Genomic DNA, 20739 nt, shown 5'->3' on the forward strand with positions numbered 1-20739 from the left:
TAAAATTCAAAAAAAAAGAGCCCTGCAAAGCAGAGCTCAAAAGATTCGGAGAGGGTGGGATTTGAACCCACGGTACAGCTTTTGACCGTACAACTTCTTAGCAGGAAGCCGCTTTCGACCACTCAGCCACCTCTCCAGGACCTAGAAATATATCATATGCTGAATCAAAGAAGCGAAGCAAGGGCGGCGATGAGCCGTCCGCCGCTAGCGCACTCCCACAGCCGGATGGCAAGCGAAGGTGCTGGCTTTGCAGCACCGGAGCGTTACTAAAGAATCCCTAATACGACGAGACAAACCCAGTAGTAAGCAATCGGAGCTGCGATGATTAAGCTGTCGCCTCGGTCAAGCATGCCGCCGTGTCCTGGAATAAGCGCGCTCGAGTCCTTAAACCCGGCGTCGCGTTTCAACAGAGATTCGCAAAGATCACCAAGTTGGGCAGCCACTGAAAGCACGGCTCCCATAAAGGGTGCCTGCCAGTAACGGAATTGAAATGGGTGATTGGGAAAAAGATAGTTGTCGGCGACATAGCAAACAAGACACGAGAAAAATATTGATGCAACTAGTCCGCCAATTGCACCTTCAACGGTTTTCTTGGGACTGACTTGCGGATACAAAAGAGTCTTGCCGAATCTCTTTCCAATTACATAGGCAAAGACATCAGTCGCCCAGACGATAAATAGAGTTGCCCAAACATACGCCAGTCCAGGTTGTTGCAATGGATTGAACGGAAGTTCAGTCATATTTGGTGGTATGAGCGTGCGCAACATAACTAGATGGCTAGGCATCCAACCAACGTAAATAAATCCAAGCACGGTGGTGGCGATATCCGCAATTGTTGCCGGTGGATTTTCATGACGGAAAAGCAATCGAAAGAATGATGTGCAAACTCCAACAGTTAAAACAACAGGCAAATGCTCAATAGAAAAATCCCAGGAAAGATTCAATCCAGGAATTGCCGGCAACGCAGCAAGCACAAAAAATGCAATGACCATGCTACGAATAATTCTTGGCGATGGATTCATACCCTTAGCCCGTGTCATGGCAATATATTCTTCACCAGCTAGTAATGAAACCGCACAAAGAGCAATTGCCAGAAACACACCGCCGGCCATAATGCTGCCGACGGCAACTGCAAACATCAGCCATCCCCAGAGCACTCTCATAGCTTCACCCCGGGATCGGAATTCGTCTTCGATGCATTGAATGACTTCATATCTGCACTGTCTTTGCTATGGGACATGAGACGAGCGGATATGAGAGCCGTTAATGGAATAGTTAACACCAGTCCAATGCTGCCTGAAAGCGCAGCTGCTATTTCAGTCGCCAAAAGATCAAGATTCAAAAGCTTTATCGAAGGCATTTGTGCAACCAACAACAAAAGTGGCAACGCACTTCCAGCGTAAGCCAACACAAGCGTATTGGTCATCGTGCCCATAATGTCGCGACCAACATTCATACCGGACTTGTACAAATCAGCCACGGTCAAAGTCTTATCCGTGGAACTTACTTCAGCAACACTGGAAGCAATTGAAATTGCCACATCCATAATGACGCCCAATGCTCCGATAAGCATTCCCGCTGCCAAAAGTCCGCTGTAGAACTTAAGCGGCACGCCGGCAAGAGTCGCTCTTAGGATTTGCGCTTCTTCACTGGTCAATCCCGTAAGTGGAGCGGTAATGATAACCACATAGGAAATGAGCCCGGCAACAATGACCCCGCCAATGGTTCCTAAAATTGCGGCATATGCTTTCTTACTGAAGCCGGCAACCAAAAGCATTGAACTTGCTGTAGCTACAAGACAAATTCCTGTCGCAATGAGCAAGGGATTGCCGCCCTGAAGACTCAAAGGCAAAAGCACAAAGGCAATTAGCGCTACACAGATAACGAGACCGGCAAGTGACTTAATGCCTTTCTTACCGCCAAAAATTAGAAACACCGTTAGGAAAGCTGCAAACAACCAACCAAGAATTGGCGCGCGGTGGTAATCGGAAATATTTACTTCACTATGTCCATTCTTGTCAGTGATAACAGACAAGATAAGTTCTTGCCCTGGTTTAATATTTATATTGTAAGCAGGGTTGTCCGTAACTTCGTTGGTTACGGTAACGGTTGCGCCCTTAAGCGTGCCTTCCAATATATTCACTTCAACCAATTGCTGCCCGCTAACGATACCGGTTGATTGTTGCAACGCTTGGTTAATTGACGGCTGAGAAATTTTCAGCACCTTACCCGCTACAAAATCTTCTTTCAATTCGTCAATGGCAAAAGCAGGCAACAGAGAAATCACCATCAGCATAGTGGCCACGACAATCACTTGAAAGAAGCTTTTCAAATTAGCCAATCTCTTCGCCTTCTTCAAATTCCAGGCTCAACTGCAAGCCGTTAAACTTACGTCCAAGATGTTTGTACGCGGCAGGTGTAGCCATGCGTCCTCTAGGAGTCCTTTGCACAAAGCCTCTTTGAATTAAAAATGGCTCGTACACATCTTCCAAAGTATTGCTGTCTTCACCAAGCGTTGCAGCAATGGTATCGATGCCGACAGGACCGCCGCCATAACTATCAATAAGAATTTCCAGAAATCTTCTATCAGTTGGATCGAGACCTAATGCATCAACTTGATACGTGTTCAATGCTTCTTCTGCCAATGCACGATTAACGGAAGTCTTTTCTTTGTATTGGGCAAAATCTCGCACCAGCCTTACCAGCCTATTTGCAATACGTGGCGTGCCACGCGATCTAGCTGCTACAACTTCTACACCATCGGCTTCGATGCGAACATTCAAAATGCCTGCTGTTCTGTGAACGATAGAGGCCAATTCTTCCAGCCCGTAATATTCAAGGCGAAGAACAAATCCAAATCGATCACGCAGAGCGTTCGAGATCATTCCTGCTTTAGTCGTTGCACCAATTAGAGTGAAACGCGGTAGAGGCAATCTCATACTGCGTGTTGCATGCCCCTTACCAGTTGTTAAATCAATGACGAAATCTTCAACGGCCGGATAAAGCAATTCTTCCGCCACGCGGCTCAACCGATGAATCTCATCGATAAACAAAACATCATGCGCTTCCAACTGGTGCACAAGACCAATGATGTCGCGCGGACGCTCAAGAGATGGTCCTGATGTGATGTGCAACTTGGAACCCATTTCATTGGCAATTACGTGAGCCAAAGTTGTTTTACCCAATCCAGGTGGACCGTAAAAGAGAATATGGTCCATCGCTTCGCCACGCGATTTAGCTGCGGCAATTGACATCTCTAAAATTGATTTCAGACGAGCCTGTCCAATGTACTCAGCAATACCCTTTGGTCTAAGGCTCAAATCAATGCTTTTATCAGAGGCAAATTCCTCACCTGACAAAATTTTAGACCTGTTATTTTTAGGAGCGGAGCTAGGTCCCGGATTGCCTTGAGTCTCCGAAACAATTGGCGTCACAGACGGCTTTCCGCCGCTTGCGCGCCGAGGTTCGGCATCTTCAGCAAAGCTCGATTTAATAGTCATCGCCATATTATAAGGTGACATTTACGGTTAATGAGAAATTCTTCAAGGTACTCAGGGCAAGCGACCATATAATGTCAACATGCCAATAGAGTCATCTATCCAAAACAATGTTATGGCAGCGTCGGCGCAGATTGAAGCGCCCGCAGCTTCCACGCCTGCACTTATTCCGTCAAATCCTGAATTGTCGGTGATTATTCCTGTTCTCAACGAAATTGAGAATCTGGAAAGGCTGCACAAGCAAATAACAACAAATTTGGCCGGTCTCAACCGCGCCTTTGAGGTTATTTACGTTGACGACGGATCGACAGACGGCTCCTATGAATTGCTTTCAAAAATTGCCGCCAAAGACATGCGCGTCAAAGTCGTAAAATTCGTGCGCAATTTTGGTCAAACAGCAGCATTGGCTTGCGGTATCGATCACGCAGCCGGTGACATTCTTATTCCAATGGATGCCGACTTACAAAATGATCCTGCCGACATCGAACAACTGATTCAAAAGCTGGAACAAGGCTATGATGTGGTGAGCGGCTGGCGCAAAGAACGTCAGGACGAACTTTTCTTGAGACTCATCCCATCATGGTGCGCCAACAAATTGATTTCCGTTATTAGCGGCGTGCGCCTACATGATTATGGCTGCTCACTGAAGGCTTATCGTCGCGAAGTAATTAAAGACATTCGCCTCTATGGTGAAATGCACCGCTTTGTACCCATCTATGCAAGCTGGGTAGGCGCGAAAGTCACGGAAATGCCTGTTACTCACCATGCCCGCCAATTCGGCAAGTCGAAATACGGCATTGAACGCACCTTCAAGGTCATCCTTGATCTCATGACCGTCAAATTTCTCTCGTCCTATGCAACCAAGCCAATTTACGTATTCGGCTCGGCCGGTCTTTGGTCCTTTGTGGCAGCGGCAGCCGGCTTTACCTGGATGGTCATCCTCAAGTTTTTCTACAATTGCACCTTCATTCAAACACCACTGCCTGTGCTTGTAGCCATGTTTTTCATGCTCGGTATCCAGTTCATTCTCATGGGACTTTTGGCTGAAATCCTCATGCGCACCTATCACGAGTCCCAGGACAAGCGCATTTACATAGTAAAGTCATCTATTAACTGCCAGAGCGACAGATAAAGTAGCTTAGCCTTGAGAAAGAACACCTAAGATGCGCTTGTAGCGCTACAATTAGATATTGCGGATATCGGTTTTAAGCATTTCATAGAAGAAGAGAAATGGCACCCACCAAGGAACAAGCAGGAATCGACTTCCTACATCCTGGGGCAGAATTAGGTTATTGGCTGGCAGTTGTAGTAGCCGGCTACATTGGTCTTGTCTTTGCATTAGGCGCTCCCCACATTTTCAATCAGCGGATTGAAGTGGGAGAAGTTGCCACTAAAAATATCATCGCTAAAAAATCCATGCAGGTCGTAGATGAGCTGGCAACGCATAGAGCACGTGATTTTGCCAGACATGCAGTAGCGCCCGTGCTGAAATGGGACCATAGCGCCGACGATAGAATTATCACCCGCCTGAATAAGGCATTGGAAAGCGGGATTTACTCAAATACTTACAGCGCGGATCAAAAAGCTCAAGTCATTCAATCAACAAAACAATTGCTCAAGATAAGTCCGCTTTTGCCTGAACAAGATCAAAAGCAATTGCAGCTTTCCGCCTTGGAAGTCTTGCCGGCGAACTGGGATGCCGGACTAAGAGCTAAAACGGCACACTTAATTGCGGCGTGCCTTGAATCTAATGTACTTCTCGATACGGAAGCCACCAAAGCAAAAGGTGAGCAAGCGGCGCGTCAAATTGATCCGGTGATGAAAGAGGTCAAGAAAGGTGACCTGATTGTCCAGCGCGGACATGTAGTATCAGCAGAACACGTGCACACGTTGAGCACAGTCGGTGGAAATCAGGAAAGAGATACAGCCGCTCTCATGAGCCTTTGCCTTTCATTGCTGGCTGCATTTGTCTTGACCGGCATTTTCCTCTGGTCGTATGAACCACGGCATATGTTCTCACATTCATCGATTGGTTTGATATGCACAATTTGTGTAGTCACATCATCTATCGCAGCTTTTGCCGGCGCACAGTACCCGCAGTTTATTCCATTGCCTGCGGCGGCCCTGGTGATGACTATTTTCCTTGGACCGCGAATTGCTGCCGTCATTGCAATGCTGTTGATCATCTTCCTATATACAGACAGCCTGCTGAAAATTCCTGATCTCATTGCACTGGGCACAGCTTCAATGTTTGCCTTGGGTGGACGCATATCAGATCGCCAACACCTGATGTTGCGTGGAGTATTAATTGGATTAACTCAAGCCGGTGCTTACTTTGCGGTTGTACTTCTAACCCAATCGGCTCATTCGGTATCGGAACTCGTTGCCGACCTCACTTTGCAATTACTCGGCGGTCTATCATCGGCTATTGTGGCCATAGGCAGCTTGCCATTCCTGGAAAATCTCTTTGGTGTTGTGACACCATTTCGTCTTGCTGAATTGACTGACCCCACACAACCTTTATTGCGGCAATTAGAAGATAGAGCACCCGGTACATATCAGCACAGCCTCGCTGTGGCCAATCTTGCTGAAGCAGGCGCTAAAGCAATTGGCGCTGATGCCAATCTTGCCCGCACAGGTTCGCTCTATCACGACATAGGCAAACTTGTTCGTCCGGTTTATTTTATTGAAAATCAACTAGGCAATAAGAATCCTCATGATGAAATTTCACCAGAAGAAAGTAGAGATCGTGTGCTTGCCCACGTAACGGACGGCATAACACTTGCACACAAATATGGTCTACCGAAAATCGTGCAAGACTTCATTCCGCAACATCAAGGCACAACAGTGATGGCATATTTCTATCACAAGGCATGTTTGCGCGATGGCACGGAAAACGTTAACACTTCGTTTTACAGATACCCAGGGCCTAAGCCACAGTCAAAAGAAGCGGCAATTGTAATGCTTGCCGACGTATCGGAAGCAGTTACACACAGCATGCGCGACCCCAGCGAAGAAGAGGTTGAAGCTGCTATTTCCGCAGTATTTAAGGCTCGTACCGACGACGGGCAATTTACGGAATCAGGAATGACCGCCCAAGATCTTGAAAAGGTGAAAAAAGCTTTCGGTCGAGTATGGCGCACTTTGCACCACGAAAGGCTAAAATATCCCTCCACAACCACTGGTCGGATGCCATCACCTCCGGATTCAGTAGCTCCTTCGCCCGAGGAAGGTTGTTGTTAGGAAGGACTGGATCGCTTGATAGCTCAAAAGGTTTAAAGTGGATTTAACCTTTCTGATAATTAAATGGATCAAATTTATGATCTAATTAGGGCATGACTTGGAGACCGATGAGCCCTAATTTCACATACAGCACGCAGATGTCGTCGTTCGTGGCGCCACCTGTCAACGATGAGACGTCCGCCAAACAAGATGTCTTACCGGTTGGCTTAACGTATGTCGATCACATGTGGTATTTCGCGCTATCCGGAAAGGCCCTTAAGCCAGGCAAAATGACTGCCAAAGTAATGCTCGGTCAACCAATACTTATTGGTCGCGATCGTGACGGCAAAGTGTTTGCCATGAAAGACATTTGCCCGCACCAGGCTGTACCTTTATCCAAAGGTCGCTTTGATGGTTGCGAAGTCGAGTGTTGCTTCCACGGCTGGAAATTTGATACTGAAGGTGTCTGCACAGAAATTCCTTCACTTGTTGAAGGTCAATCAATCAACTTGTGCAAGATAGCCACCCAGGCATATCCGTGCAGAGAAGTGCAGGGTAATATCTGGGTCTACTTCGGCAAGCACAAAGAAAATACACCGGAAGTTCCAAGTGCTCCAGGACTAGATGGAATTTCCTATGATCAGACAACAACTACACTTTATTTGCCCACGCATATTGATTATGCCGCCGCGGCGTTAATTGATACGGCTCATGTTCCATACGTGCACAATGCCTGGTGGTGGCGTTCCGCTCGCGTGCTCAAAGAAAAGACAAAGACTTATGTACCTGAAGGTACCGGCTGGACAATGGTGCGCCACAAGCCATCTAAGCACTCAATGATTTTCAAACTAATAGGCGATTATATCGAAACTGAAATTAGTTTCCGTCTGCCTGCCTGCCGCCGTGAATACATTGTCTTTGGTGGACGCACAATACTTTCCGGCATCACAACGTTGACTCCTATTGATGAAAACACAACGGAGTTAAACCACACAACCTACTGGACAATTAGAGGATTCAAACCACTTGTTGAACCAATAATTCAATATTTCGTCCGCGTGTTTTTAGGACAAGATGCCACCATTGCCCAAATGCAAGCTGAAGTCTTGAAGTACAAACCGGATTTGATCATGACCATCAAAGATGTGGGCACGCCGGGCAACTGGTATTTCCAACTCAAAAGAAATTGGAACTACGCTGCCGCCAAAGGCATTCCGTTCGTAAATCCGATCAAAGAGAAAGTCTTAAAGTGGCGGACATGATCTCGGTTCTGTACGCGCATTGCATGCGCCCTTTTTTGTGCCCTATTGCTTGCGACGATAAAACGAAATCGACGTCTGTCCGTAGTCTCGACGGTCATAGACAACTAGATCGCCAGATTCTTCCGGCAATTTGAATTCTCTTGCGTGTTCAATGGCAAGAACACCATCATCATGCAGAATATCTCGACGCGCGACTTGATGAAGAACACTCTCCGATTGCCGACTCTTATAAGGCGGGTCCGCAAAGATTATGTCGAAGCCGCGTTTGGGTAATTGGTCTAGAAAACTTCGGACGTCGGCTTGAATGACCTGTCCTTGGAAGTTGAGCTTCTCCAAGTTATCTTCGATGACTTTGACCATCTTGCGGCTTTCATCAATGGCTACGAGTTCACGGGCCCCTCGGCTAAGCGCCTCCAGCCCCATGAGACCAGAACCGGCAAAGAGGTCCAGAAAACGGGCGTCATCTACTTTGTTACGCAATATGTTGAAAAACGCCTGCCTAATCTTAGAGGCAGTAGGTCTGGCTTCCAGCCCCGGTGGGCAGTTTATTTCACGTCCCCTGGCTATACCTGCCGTAATTCGCATGGACCTTTATACAACCTAAACAATATGTAATAGGGAGACATGGTAACATGTCATGTTATGCCCGCACTAGCGGAGCAAGGGTTGCGTAGAGCAATCCGCCGCGGAGCGCTAACGAATGCTGGACAGCAAGCGAAGGTGCTTACGCAGAAAGCACCGGAGCGTTAAGAGTTAGATATGTCATCCCGCCGCCTAGCTCGCGAACTAGCGATTATTACATTGCCCCAGTTGCCCAAAGATGAGGCAAAACTGGATCAGTTGGAATTGGACTTTTTGGTGTCCAAAGCCGTGCAAATGCTTTGCGACTATGCCAAGCAAAATTTGGCTGACGCCAATGCTTTACTGGTGAAGGCCGACAAAGAACTCAACGAAATTGAAATTGAACACAGCGACAATGCTAAAAATGTAGACGAATTGGAATCAGTTCCACTGACGACCGGTCAGTTGCGCAAACAACTTGAATTGATTGAGAGATCTCTTCATCTTGCTTCGGAAGCTTTGGATATTCCTGAGATTGCTACACATAGCGCGCACATCATCAAAGAAGTAAATTGCAAAAAATGCAAAGTCACGTTGGAAGTACCGATTCAAAAAACAAGTGAGTCGGATGTACTTTCGTTCTTCCGTCAACTAATAACCACTTACATGGAACATCGTGAGCAAATTGACGAATTCCTCAAGCAAATTAAAGCGAAGTGGCGTTTGGACAGAATGATCTCCATCGACCGCGATATCCTTCGCCTGGCTTGTGCAGAGTTATTCTTCATGCCTGATGTACCAGTCAAAGTTGCTATCAACGAAGCCATTGAATTGACACATCGTTTCGCTGATGACAGAGCTGCGAAGTTTATCAATGGCGTGCTTGCCGATCTTTCTGAAACTGCTGGTCAATACAGAACCACCGGCGAATTCACGTTACAAGAAGAAGCAGCAACACATTCATCCGACAAATAGAGATGGCTGACGAACAAACCAATCAAGAACAAGGCAAAGGCTGGTGGGGTTCCACCCTCGGCAAACTAAAATCCGCGCTTTCCAAAACGAAGGAAGCCGTAGTTGATTCTGTTGTTGAACATCCAACCGCTCACGAACAAACCGACTTTTCACAAGCCACCGAACATGTAGCGGCCCCAGTTGCAGCACCGCCCGCTCCTCCTCGTGCAATTGACTATGACTATCTGGAAGACCTCGAAGAGAAACTCATCAAAGCAGACTTGGGTCTTGCCACAGTTGAGCTGATGATTGGTCATCTACGTACTCAAGCAAAACAATCAGGCTGGACTTCACATGATGTAGAGAAGTTTCTGCAAAAGGAATTTCAAACTCTTCTGCAAGCTGCTCCTGATTGCAAACTCAGAATTGAAGATAACAAGCTCAATATCATTCTCGTAGTCGGTGTTAACGGCACAGGCAAGACAACCAGCATTGGCAAATTATCCTGGCGATTTAGATCACAAGGACACAAAGTCTTAATTGCTGCCGGCGACACATTCAGAGCTGCCGCCGAATCCCAATTGGAAATCTGGTCCCAAAGGGCCGAAGTAGATATAGTCCGCTTAGCAGACGGCTCTGATCCAGGCGCAGTAGTCTTCAAAGCAATACAACGCGCCAAAGAAGAAAACTACGACATTCTCATCGTTGATACTGCAGGTCGCTTGCATAACAAATCCAATTTAATGGCTGAATTGAAAAAGATAAGGGGCGTTGTCGACAAGAATGCTCCAGATTGCAATATCGAGTCGCTACTTGTTATTGACGCATCCACCGGACAAAACGGTATGCAACAAGCCCGCGTCTTCACAGACATATGCCCACTGACAGGTGTCATCTTAACCAAGCTTGACGGCACATCCAAAGGCGGCATCGTCTTCAGCATAGCCCGCGAACTAAAAATTCCAGTCAAACTAATTGGACTCGGCGAGCAAATAGATGACCTGCGTGACTTTGAGCCGGAATTGTTCGTTGAGGCGTTATTCGCCTAAATTCAAGCTTGACCGGACCTTGACAAAAGCTCATCCTGTACGTAGAATTGTACATGTACAGAATAGGAGGCATTGCCATGGAAGCCATTTCGTATACGCAAGTCCGAGAGAAACTGGCCAAAACTATGGATCAAGTTTGCGAGAACCACGCTCCAATTATTATTACAAGACAGAATGCAAAGCCTGTAGTAATGCTCTCGCTCGAGGACTATGAGGCAATGGACGAAACAGCCTATCTCTTAAGAAGTCCGGCCAATGCCAAAGAACTGTTGAAGTCCATAAAAGAAATTGAAAAGGGTAAAGTTAAGGAGAGAAAACTCCTTAAGTGAAAATTCTCTTTAGCGAAACATCGTGGCTACATTATTTGTACTGGCAGGAAAATGATCCAAAACGCCTGGCACGAATCAATGACCTTATTAAGGACGTGCAGCGCAGCCCTTTCCAAGGCATAGGCAAGCCGGAACCTCTAAAAGCAGATCTGTCAGGCTACTGGTCTCGACGAATAGATCGAGAACATCGACTAGTCTACAAAATACAAGACGATTGCATTCTCGTTGCCCAGTGTCGCTATCATTACTAAGATAGTGATCAACTGCGATGAATGTCGTCCAGGGCATCAGGATTTTCCACTGATGAAAGATCGCCAATCGGTTCACCAATATACTTTCGACGAATAGTTCCACGAACTATTTTGCCTGAACGTGTCTTCGGCAATGCACGTACGACATGAACCGCTTCCGGCTTCAGTGGCCCGCCAAGTTTTTTGGCAACAAGATCTTTCAACTGTTTGATGATTTCATCACTTGGCTGTGTATTGGGAGTTAAAACAACGAAGCAGACAATTCCTTCACCCTTAATTTCGTGTGGCACACCAATGACGGCAGCCTCTGCTACTTGGGGATGCTCGATAAGAATTGACTCTACTTCACCGGGACCTACGCGCTTACCGGCTACCTTAAGGGTATCGTCGGAGCGACCGAAAAGGAACCAGTAACCGTCTTTGTCCACTTTAGCCCAGTCACCGTGATACCAGACTCCAGGGAATTTGCTGAAATAGGTTTCTAGATATCTATCCGGATCTTTCAAGAAGCCTTTGGTCATGGACGGCGCCGGCTTTTTGCATACAAGATGCCCAATGGCGTCATGAATACTATTGCCTGATTCATCAAATACATCTGCATCCATGCCTAATGCTGGCGCTCCTAGGGAACATGGTTTCAATGGCATGATTGGCAAAGGTTGTAAGTGACAGCCGACAATTTCCGTGCCACCGGAAATATTGATAATCGGACAACGCTTGCCGCCTACTTTGTTGAAGAACCACATGTAACTGTCTTCATCCCACGGTTCGCCTGTTGATCCAAGCAAACGCAAACTGGAAAGATCGTGTTTGTCCACCCACTCATCGCCAGCCGGCTTAATTACGCGCACGGCTGTCGGGCTTATGCCGAGCATGGTTACTTTATGCTTGTCCACCATTTCCCAGAGTCTGTCAGGATTTGGATAATTCGGTGCACCTTCAAACAGCACCATCGTGCCGCCCCAGAAAGTAACTCCTATCATTTCCCAGGGTCCCATCATCCAACCAATATCCGTGACCCAGAAAAATACATCGTCCGCTTTTGTATCAAAAGCAAAACCTACTTCTTTGGCAATTTGCGCAAGCGCTCCACCATGCGTGTGCACTGTGCCTTTCGGTTTACCAGTTGTTCCAGATGTATACAAATACATAGACGGGTGCTCAGCCGGCAATTTTGCTGTTTGCGCAAGCGGTTTCTGCGCTAAGACTGCATCTTCCCACTTAAGGTCCCTGCCTTCTGTCCAATTTTGTTTAGTGCCACAGTGATCCAATACGACAATGTGTTTCAGACTAGGAACAGCCTTAGCAGCTTCATCCGCATCAGGTTTAATTGGAATGATTTTTCCACGACGTCTTCCCGCATCAGCTGTAAAAAGAACTTTTGCTTCAGCATCGGCTAATCGCGCCGACAACGCTTCTGTACCAAATCCACTAAAAATAGGAACCGGCACTGCACCAATTTTCAAACAACCAAATAATACGGCCACAACTTCGGGCACCATAGGCATGTAGACGCCGACTGCGTCGCCTGCACCAACAGACATGTTTACCAATGATGCGGCAACTTTCGATGACATTTCATCGAGTTCACCATAGGTAAGTTTGCGCAGACCGCCATCATCAGCTTCCCAAATAATCGCCATATGGTCCTTGCCCACAGGCTTGCGATTGACAACAGACTCACCAGTTTCACCTTTTACATGCCAGTCCAAACAATTGGCATATATATTGATTTCACCATCGACAAACCACTTAGCCCAGGCAAACCCTTTTGATGTGTCCAGCAGTTTGCTGTAGGGCTTAAACCAGGAGACTTCCATATATTTGAGGGCTTCCTGCCAGAACCATTCGGTATCTTGGCTTGAACGTTCTAGGAGCTTCCGCCAGTCGGAAATACCTTGCTTGCTCATGAATTCGGCTACACGACAATCCATGTATTTGCCGCTTGGCTGCCAGATGAATTCCGTCAAAGTTTTGTTCATGTTGCCCGCTTATTTGCCCGTATATGAAAGACAAAATTGTACCCGATCAATCCGGCAGATGTCATGCGCGCGAATGCAGTGAAAAACAAGGCTGGCAGCTATACTAAATGGGCGCATGCAATGCGCCCCTACAAAAGGCTACAAGAGTGGATTCGTCGCTAATCGGCATAGCTTGTTTTTTAGTTTTCCTGGCAATGGCTGCGCTTATGTACACGCGCCATTTGTCGACATTGTTGGCTTTGCCGATAATGGCAGTGGCAATTGCTGTCATTGCTCAAGTTTCCACTAAAGACATTTTGTCGGAAATTATCAATCAAGGCGCATTGAAATACGGTGACGTTGTCACAACCGCTATGTTCGGTGCAGTGCTGGCTGAACTTATTAATCAACAAGGCATAGCCAAAAGTCTCGTGCGTTGGGTTGCTGAATTTGGTGGGGACAATCCATTTATGTTGGGCATCTTGCTCACCTTAGTCACAGCTGTTTTGTTCTCAACACTTGGTGGACTTGGCGCTGTAATCATGGTCGGCACAATTGTTTTACCGGTAATGCTTTCGCTGGGAATTTCTGCTGTAACTGCAGCTGGACTTTTGTTATTCGGCATTAGTTTTGGCGGCATGTTCAACTTAACCAACTGGCAGCTCTACATAAATACTCTTGGGCTAACGCGACAAGACATGATGGCATTTCTTTTGCCGTTTTCAGCTGTTGTAGCACTTGGTATTATGACTTTCCTTTTTGTGCAATTAGGCGCCCGTCACGTAAAGTCGGCAATAGCAACAGTGTTTGTCCTTTTGCTGGGCTACGGTGTTCTCTATTACCAGATGTCCAGTTTCAAGGAAAAGGAAGCTCTTACAGCAACGCCGGAGTCAATTCTAGTGGCCACTGTGCTGTTGGGACTTTTAATTGTTTATGCTCTTTATCGTCATCTAAAACGCGTGAGCACTTTACCCTCGTTAGCGTTGATTACACCTCTTATTCCATTGTTGTTGGTTCTTGTTTGCCACTGGGAATTCATTCCGGCATTTGTCGCCGGCATCACTTACGGCGTACTTATCTGCTGGCAGCATAGTTCGGTCAACACCTTAACTAAATCCATAATTGAAGGCATTTCTCAAGTTGTACCGGCAATTGTTTTGATAATCGGATTAGGAATGCTTGTCAAATCTGTAATGCATCCAAATGTTTCTCACGCAATGGCACCACTTTTGCAAATGTCCGTACCGAGCCATGCACTGGCTTATGTCATCGGCTTTACAGTATTTGCGCCACTGTGCCTTTACAGAGGTCCCTTAAACATGTGGGGCATGGGTGCCGGACTGCTTTCGCTTATCAGCAAAGTTAATATCCTATCTTCCAAGGCAATTCTCGGCATGGTTTGGTCGGTCGGACAAATTCAAGGAATTTGCGATCCGGCAAACACACAAAATCTTTGGGTCGCTAACTATCTAGCAATTGACACTCAAACTATTTTGAAAAACACATTGCCCTACGCCTGGACATTAGCATTTCTTGGACTTTGTCTGGCAGTAGCGTTTGGCTACGTGAGCTTTTAGGAGATAGGATGCCTGGCATAATTAGAATCGGCATTGACGTCGGCGGCACATTTACACATGCCGTAGCCATTGATGGTTTAACACTTTCCATTTTAGGAAAGGTGAAAGTGAAGACTACTCACAAGGCAGAAGAAGGTGTAGCTAAAGGTATTATCGAATCACTCAATAAACTTTTGCAGCAAGCTAATATTGATCCGGCATCTGTCGGCTTCATCGCTCACAGCACAACTCAGGCAACCAATGCACTTCTAGAAGGTGATGTTGCTGAAGTTGGTGTCATCGGAATGGGTCAAGGCGCCAATAGCTGGCTGGCAAAAGCAGCAACAAATATTGGCAAAATTGAACTAGCTAAAGACAAATTCCTTACCACTTATCACCGCTTCATCGATACATCTACTCCGCCAACTGATGCAGTCGTTAAACAAGCGATTAATGAGTTGATTTCACAAGGCGCTAAAGCCATTGCCATAAGCGAAGCATTTTCCGTCGATTGTCCTGAAAATGAAAAACGTGTATTGGCGATGGCGCAAGAGATGAGTCTACCAGCCACAGCTGGATCCGACATTAGCCAGCTTTACGGACTAAAGGTAAGGACCAGAACGGCAATTATTAACGCCTCAATGTTGCCGAAAATGATGCAGACAGCTGATATGACCGAGTCATCTGTTCGCCAGGCAGGCATCAAGGCGCCAATTATGATCATGCGTTCGGATGGCGGCGTCATGGATATTGAAGCCATGCGCAAAAAGCCGATTCAAACCATGCTTTCCGGTCCGGCTGCCGGCGTGGCGGCGGCAATGATGTATTTGCATATTTCAGATGGCATTTTCTTAGAGATTGGCGGCACCAGCACTGACATATCCGCAATTAGAAACGGCAAAGCATTGGTTAAATCAGCCGAAGTCGGCGGACACAGAGTCTATATGCGCACACTTGATGTACGAACAATAGGTGTTGCCGGTGGCTCAATGATTAGATTTAAGAACAACCAAATTACAGATGTCGGGCCACGTTCAGCACACATTGCCGGTCTCGATTACGTATCATTTGCAAATTCATTAACTGAACCAAGAGTTCATCAGATACAGCCAGATGCAAAAGATCCAAACGATTACCTAGCAATTTCTGATGGCGATACAAAACCGGCGTTTTGTCTAACCACAACATGCGCCAGCAATTTATTGAATTTAGTTCCCCAAGATGACTGCGCATTTGGAAAGCCAGATCAGATTAAATCGGCATTTAATGTCTTTGCCAAACAACTGGGCAAAAGCGCCGAAGAAACAGCTCGTGAAGTATTAACTCAAGCAAGCAAGAAAGTTATTCCAGTCGTTTCGCAATTAATCAAAGACTACAAACTGGACCCGGAACTGGTGACACTTGTCGGCGGCGGTGGCGGCGCTGCAGCGCTTGTGCCTTTTACAGCGCAAGAAATGAAGTTGCGCCATACTCTTGCAGACAATGCTGATGTAATTTCGGCAATTGGTGTAGCGCTTGCCCTTGTTAGAGAAACGGTTGAAAGACAAATTATTAATCCGAGCAATGATGATATTTTGCGCGTTCGCCAGGAAGCACAATCAGCTGTTGAGAAGATGGGCGCCGATGCGCGTTCTATCGAAGTGCACGTGGAAGTAGACAGCCGTACTAATATAGTGCGCGCCACTGCCTATGGGGCAACATCAACGGAGACCTCCACAAATGGGAAGCATTCATTGAGCGATGAAGATAAGCGAATTCTTGCAGCAGAGTCAATGCGTGTGCAGAACGATGCAGTTATCGTGGAAGCCAAAAGCGAAAAATTCACCGCATTTGCAGCGCCGACAATAAATAAACGTCTGTTTGGTTTGATAAGAACCAAAGGAAATTCATTGAGATTAATTGATGAATCGGGAACTATTCGTTTGCAAATCAAAAAAGGAATTGCTCGCGAAACAACTGCTTCTTCTGCTGCAGAAGTTGTCGCGCAAATTGGCGAAGACCATGCCAATTACGGTGATGCCGGTAAGCTTGTACCGAGAATGCTGATTGCCGCCGGCAACAAAATAATTGATTTGTCCGGATTGTTGAATCTGGGACAAATGCAAGCACTGGCCAAAATAGAACTTGAGCTTTTACCCAAAGACACCAAAGTCCTAGTAATTGCCAATTTGGATTAGGAAATTGAGAGAGGAGCAGCTGTGTCCAAAACAATAGTACTTACAGGTACAGGACGTGATCAGGTAGGTATAGTAGCCAGACTTACCGAAGCTCTCTTTGAACTCGGCTGCAACCTGCTTGACTCCAGCATGACTTTACTACGGGGCGAATTTGCCATTATCGTCATGGTCGAACTACCTGGTGAAGAAACACTTGAGGCATTGCAAGCGAAACTTGCCTCTATAGAAAAGTCGTTAGGATTAACCATCCACGTGCGCGAGTTAAGCGAAGCTGAATTAGAACCAGGTGATACTCCCAGAAACCCTTACTTGATTTCCGTCTATGGAGCCGATAAGCCGGGAATAGTCGCCGGCATTACGCGCGTGCTGGCCAACCTCGGCATCAATATTTCCGACGTGCAAACCTCATCCACAAAATCAGAAACAGGCGATGTATTTGTGATGATTCTGGAAGTCGAGGCGCCTGACAATCTTTCGGTCAATGAACTGACAGGCATTCTTACCAAAGAGGGAAAAGCCCTGGGAGTCGATGTAACCGTTCAACCGATTGAAATAATGGAATTGTAGAATGGCCGTCCTGCCCATACTTACTTATCCGAATGCTCTTTTAAAAGCTGTCTCTGAGCCGGTTTCGGTATTAGACGAACAACTACTCGACTTTGTTGAGGACTTACGTGAGACTTTATACAGTCATCCTGGTTGTGTTGGCATTGCCGCGCCACAAACTGGAAACCTAAGACGCGTGATTGTCATAGATGCACAAAGAGCGAAAGCAGGACAAGACTTCAACAGCGGTCCCCTCGTCATGATCAATCCGGAAATCAACTGGCAGCAAGGCGACGTGCTTGCCCGCGAAGGCTGCCTGAGTTTGCCTCATCTAACAGCCAATGTCAGACGAGCAAGAAATATTCGTGTAAGTTATATGGACAGTCAAGGCACACAACACTCATTAGAGACGCGAGACTTTGAAGCACGCGTAATTCTGCATGAAACTGATCATTTAGACGGGCTTTTATTTTTAGATCGCGTCAGTTCTTTAAAAACAGATGTCTTCAGGCGTAAGCGATATTAATTAGCTGCGCAATAGTGAGCCTTGGGAAAGCCGTCGTGACACTTTCTCGATAATACCTGACAGTCCAATTTTTCTCGCGTACAACAAACTATCTTCCATGCGCGAAATATTGAGCGCACACTGGTCGGAAAATCGTTCCATAAGTGAACCAGAAGCCGGAAAACTTTCATTTTCTGCTTCCGTATATTCGGACAACCAGCTTTCTGTCAATTCATAAGAATCATCGATACCCGGCTCCGGAAACTTAGAGCTGGACTTGTTTTTAACCTTTGTCAAAGACGCAATGATAAATCTTCTCAGTCGGGACTCAACAATCTCAGGCGCAAAAGTCTGGTTCATATAAGTACGTCCAGCTAGTGCCAGTTTTTCTTTTTTGTCGGTATTTTCACTTAGATACATGAGTGCCGCAGCCAGTGAAGAGACGCTATTGGCAATCAAGCCTCTTTGATTGTGCCGGCAGAATTCGATTTGCGCATTGTCCATCGAAGGAGTTGAGTTGGCTATTACAGGCAACCCGGACATCATTGCTTCAGCCATTGCCAGACCAAATGTTTCACCGATAACCGAATAGTTGACGACAACGTCGCTGGCAGCAAGGGTCCTGCGCACATCGGCGTCTTTGGCGCTTGGTTCCAGCAAAACAGCGGCATTTCCCAGCTTTGCCTTAACCCAATCATGCCTTTCAGGCGGTGCAGCGCGCAAAACAAGACAAGTTTTCTTCCTCTTTTGCAGTTTTTCCATTGCCAGCACTGGTAACGGATCCCATTTTCGTAAATCCGGACGGACCAGGCGTGCCACCACAAAGGCATCTCCAGGCACATTCAATATTTTGCGAGCTTCTTGTCTTTCAGCATTAGTGATACTGCTTGCAATACCAGATACGGTATCACTTGCGGTACCGCTTGCGACACTAACTGCATATCCAATGGCTTTTTGATTACTCAAGTCTAGTGGTGCCGCTCCGCGTCTTCGAGCATATTGCAAAAGACTAGCTCTTGAAAGATGAATATGTCCTGTCCATAGATGATCGGTAGCAGCATCAACTCTTGCAAATGTATTGTATTCAAAACAAGCAACTCCAGCCTGATGGAAAACTTCTACCAGAGCCGTTTCTGTTGAATTTGGAGCGCCATTACGATGAACGATCAATACATCGGGGTCGTTGAGTTGCAACCAGGAAGTTAGTTTGGACGATGCCACCATATCAGGTGCAACAATAACCTGCGCATTTAATTGATCAGATCTTGGTCCTGGCTCATTGGTCTGCGTTAAAACGGAGACACGAGCCCACTTTGCTTGTTCGTTTGCAAGTGATACCAGGTTTTTGGCGTCACCACCAAGTCCCAGATCTAATATCCAGTGTGCTATATGTACTTCAGCCATCTACACCAAATTTCTCCGCATCGGGATGCTTCCAATACGCATAACCGAACATTTTTCTCACGACGCCGGCAGGCAAAAATAAAACAAGCCAGTGCAACACAATCGATTTCAAGCGACTCAAGATGTTTAGTTTCTGTCCATCACAGTAGTAGTCCGACAAAAATTGGTCATCAGGAAAAATACTTTCCGACAGTATGCGCAATTTTCTTTTCCCATCGCCCATCGTCATAGCATTGAGGACAAGCATTGCCAGACCGTTAGCATTCCAAACAAATTCCGTGCTGACAAACTTCATAAGCGGTGCTGTCAATACGACATTATTACCCAATTCATCGATAACTTCATCGGGAATTTCGGTATGCAAAAGCGATTTCACTCTTAAAAGAGCTGCTCTAGCACTTTCATTCACGCCTTCTTTCTTTAGTCTTGCAGTCAACGTACGCCATTGAGATGGGTCTTCATTAAGTTTATTGCAAATCATATGCACATCGTGAATCCAACCAAAACCAAAAAGTCTGTGTTTATGCAAATGGACAAGCTCGACAATTAAGTGATCAACCAACGAAGGCGCCTTAAATACACTTTCACGCCAATGAACATCAACAGCATCCGCAAAAAACCTGTCCAACTCTTTCATGGATACCCCATTATCGAGCGGATTTATTTTCAATTCCAGATGCGGCCAACCTGGTGCTGTCATTGTCAGATTGTGACAACCTTCCAATTCTTTTTGTGGCACCAAAAATAAGTCAGCCAAATTCTCAGTCGGTCCAACACCAATTTGGTGGCAATGTCCCGGCTCACCCAACAATGGCTGCCAACCTGATTGTTTCAGTCGCTTCAAAAGTTTCGGCATATGTTCTTGTTTGACGACAACATCATAGTCAATACCGACTCGATAATTGAGTTTACTGTACAGTGTCCGTGCTAAGACCGTGCTCTTTATCCAAATCATATGCGGAAGTTCTTCGTCGAGAAACTTCAGTAATTCAAAAAATCTTTCATCGAATTGAACTGCTTTTATCGCCGCTTGCTTTGCTTGATTTTCCAAGTAATCAAAAAAGTTCAGTCCATTTGGCAGAGGAATTTTCAGAGATTCCTTTGCATCAAGTTCACATGCTCGTTCGTAGAAGAGCCCACAAAGACCTGATTCGGCCGCTTGAAACAAAAGTTCGTCTGGAAAATCGTTGAATCGTAAAGCGTCAGCAAGACTTGCTTCCATAGCGGCCCTATCTTTACGCAAAAGTGAGGCCAACAACTTTTCGGTGATAGGTTGAGCCGGAGCCCCGATCATGTCCCACTGTCTTTCGCCAAGTTTCAATTTAACCTTACCACTAAGTGTCATAACTCGGCCTATACATATATCCATATATGTATATCTTGGTTTGAAATTTCGCGAAATTTCAAACCAATTTCGGGCCCAGAAACTAATTTCAAGTCCCCTTGGCCGGGTATGGGAAATTAA

The 20739-nt window shown here is 46.3% G+C and carries 18 protein-coding genes and 1 tRNA gene; 11 read left to right on the plus strand and 8 right to left on the minus strand.

Translation table 11 applies throughout. The annotated features are described in order from the left end of the window. Positions 1–46: 46 nt before the first annotated feature. From K2Y22_13440 to ruvB, 4 genes are all read right to left on the minus strand, one after another. Positions 47–136, minus strand: a tRNA-Ser gene (locus tag K2Y22_13440). A 130-nt stretch (positions 137–266) separates the two neighbouring features. After that, positions 267–1163: a phosphatidate cytidylyltransferase gene (locus K2Y22_13445; protein ID MBX9879459.1), complete on the minus strand. Its 897-nt coding sequence runs from the start codon at positions 1161–1163 to the stop codon at positions 267–269. Beyond that, the gene (locus tag K2Y22_13450) at positions 1160–2341 is read right to left on the minus strand and encodes a YibE/F family protein (protein MBX9879460.1); all 1182 of its coding nucleotides are present in this window, start codon (positions 2339–2341) and stop codon (positions 1160–1162) included. Before K2Y22_13450 ends, K2Y22_13445 begins: the two co-directional genes overlap by 4 nt. Beyond that, entirely contained in the window at positions 2334–3500 is a 1167-nt protein-coding gene (ruvB, locus tag K2Y22_13455) for a Holliday junction branch migration DNA helicase RuvB (GenBank protein MBX9879461.1), read from the minus strand. The genes K2Y22_13450 and ruvB overlap by 8 nt, the downstream gene beginning before the upstream one ends. Before the next feature lie 79 nt (positions 3501–3579). Between ruvB and K2Y22_13460 the strand changes: the two genes are divergently transcribed. The 3 genes from K2Y22_13460 to K2Y22_13470 all read left to right on the plus strand — a co-directional run bounded on the left by K2Y22_13460 (position 3580) and on the right by K2Y22_13470 (position 7981). Further along, positions 3580–4629, plus strand: coding sequence for a glycosyltransferase family 2 protein (locus K2Y22_13460; protein MBX9879462.1), 1050 nt, complete (start codon positions 3580–3582; stop codon positions 4627–4629). 98 nt (positions 4630–4727) lie between these two features. Further along, the gene (locus tag K2Y22_13465; protein ID MBX9879463.1) at positions 4728–6740 is read left to right on the plus strand and encodes an HDIG domain-containing protein; all 2013 of its coding nucleotides are present in this window, start codon (positions 4728–4730) and stop codon (positions 6738–6740) included. Positions 6741–6847: 107 nt separating this feature from the next. Next, positions 6848–7981: an aromatic ring-hydroxylating dioxygenase subunit alpha gene (locus K2Y22_13470; protein MBX9879464.1), complete on the plus strand. Its 1134-nt coding sequence runs from the start codon at positions 6848–6850 to the stop codon at positions 7979–7981. A gap of 42 nt (positions 7982–8023) precedes the next feature. Here K2Y22_13470 and rsmD read toward each other — a convergent pair whose 3' ends face one another. Continuing rightward, a complete protein-coding gene (gene rsmD, locus K2Y22_13475) occupies positions 8024–8566 on the minus strand; it encodes a 16S rRNA (guanine(966)-N(2))-methyltransferase RsmD (GenBank protein MBX9879465.1) in 543 nt (180 codons plus the stop codon). A gap of 174 nt (positions 8567–8740) precedes the next feature. Between rsmD and nusB the strand changes: the two genes are divergently transcribed. The 4 genes from nusB to K2Y22_13495 all read left to right on the plus strand — a co-directional run bounded on the left by nusB (position 8741) and on the right by K2Y22_13495 (position 11125). After that, positions 8741–9517 carry a transcription antitermination factor NusB gene (nusB, locus tag K2Y22_13480; protein MBX9879466.1) on the plus strand — a complete coding sequence of 259 codons (777 nt, stop codon included), beginning with the start codon at positions 8741–8743 and terminating at the stop codon, positions 9515–9517. Between the two features lie 2 nt (positions 9518–9519). After that, positions 9520–10545, plus strand: coding sequence for a signal recognition particle-docking protein FtsY (ftsY, locus tag K2Y22_13485; GenBank protein MBX9879467.1), 1026 nt, complete (start codon positions 9520–9522; stop codon positions 10543–10545). Between the two features lie 77 nt (positions 10546–10622). After that, entirely contained in the window at positions 10623–10874 is a 252-nt protein-coding gene (locus tag K2Y22_13490; GenBank protein ID MBX9879468.1) for a type II toxin-antitoxin system prevent-host-death family antitoxin, read from the plus strand. Further along, positions 10871–11125 carry a Txe/YoeB family addiction module toxin gene (locus K2Y22_13495; GenBank protein ID MBX9879469.1) on the plus strand — a complete coding sequence of 85 codons (255 nt, stop codon included), beginning with the start codon at positions 10871–10873 and terminating at the stop codon, positions 11123–11125. Before K2Y22_13490 ends, K2Y22_13495 begins: the two co-directional genes overlap by 4 nt. 8 nt (positions 11126–11133) lie before the next feature. Here the strand turns inward: K2Y22_13495 and K2Y22_13500 are convergent, their stop codons facing one another. Next, positions 11134–13107: an AMP-binding protein gene (locus K2Y22_13500; protein ID MBX9879470.1), complete on the minus strand. Its 1974-nt coding sequence runs from the start codon at positions 13105–13107 to the stop codon at positions 11134–11136. Positions 13108–13253: 146 nt separating this feature from the next. On the opposite strand from K2Y22_13500, the gene K2Y22_13505 reads away from it, so the two are divergent. The 4 genes from K2Y22_13505 to def are packed head-to-tail and all read left to right on the plus strand — an operon-like array spanning position 13254 to position 17891. Further along, positions 13254–14663 (plus strand): hypothetical protein, encoded by a 1410-nt coding sequence (locus tag K2Y22_13505; GenBank protein MBX9879471.1) that lies wholly within the window; start codon positions 13254–13256, stop codon positions 14661–14663. Positions 14664–14671: 8 nt separating this feature from the next. Further along, the gene (locus tag K2Y22_13510) at positions 14672–16819 is read left to right on the plus strand and encodes a hydantoinase/oxoprolinase family protein (protein ID MBX9879472.1); all 2148 of its coding nucleotides are present in this window, start codon (positions 14672–14674) and stop codon (positions 16817–16819) included. Between the two features lie 21 nt (positions 16820–16840). Then, a complete protein-coding gene (locus tag K2Y22_13515) occupies positions 16841–17386 on the plus strand; it encodes an ACT domain-containing protein (protein MBX9879473.1) in 546 nt (181 codons plus the stop codon). A 1-nt stretch (position 17387) separates the two neighbouring features. Further along, positions 17388–17891: a peptide deformylase gene (gene def, locus K2Y22_13520; GenBank protein ID MBX9879474.1), complete on the plus strand. Its 504-nt coding sequence runs from the start codon at positions 17388–17390 to the stop codon at positions 17889–17891. On the opposite strand, the gene K2Y22_13525 is transcribed toward def, so the two are convergent. After that, positions 17892–19274 (minus strand): glycosyltransferase, encoded by a 1383-nt coding sequence (locus K2Y22_13525; GenBank protein ID MBX9879475.1) that lies wholly within the window; start codon positions 19272–19274, stop codon positions 17892–17894. After that, the gene (locus K2Y22_13530) at positions 19267–20619 is read right to left on the minus strand and encodes a nucleotidyltransferase family protein (protein MBX9879476.1); all 1353 of its coding nucleotides are present in this window, start codon (positions 20617–20619) and stop codon (positions 19267–19269) included. The genes K2Y22_13525 and K2Y22_13530 overlap by 8 nt, the downstream gene beginning before the upstream one ends. Positions 20620–20739 lie beyond the last annotated feature (120 nt).

The organism is Candidatus Obscuribacterales bacterium (genome assembly GCA_019744775.1).
Lineage (GTDB): Bacteria > Cyanobacteriota > Vampirovibrionia > Obscuribacterales > Obscuribacteraceae > SBAT01.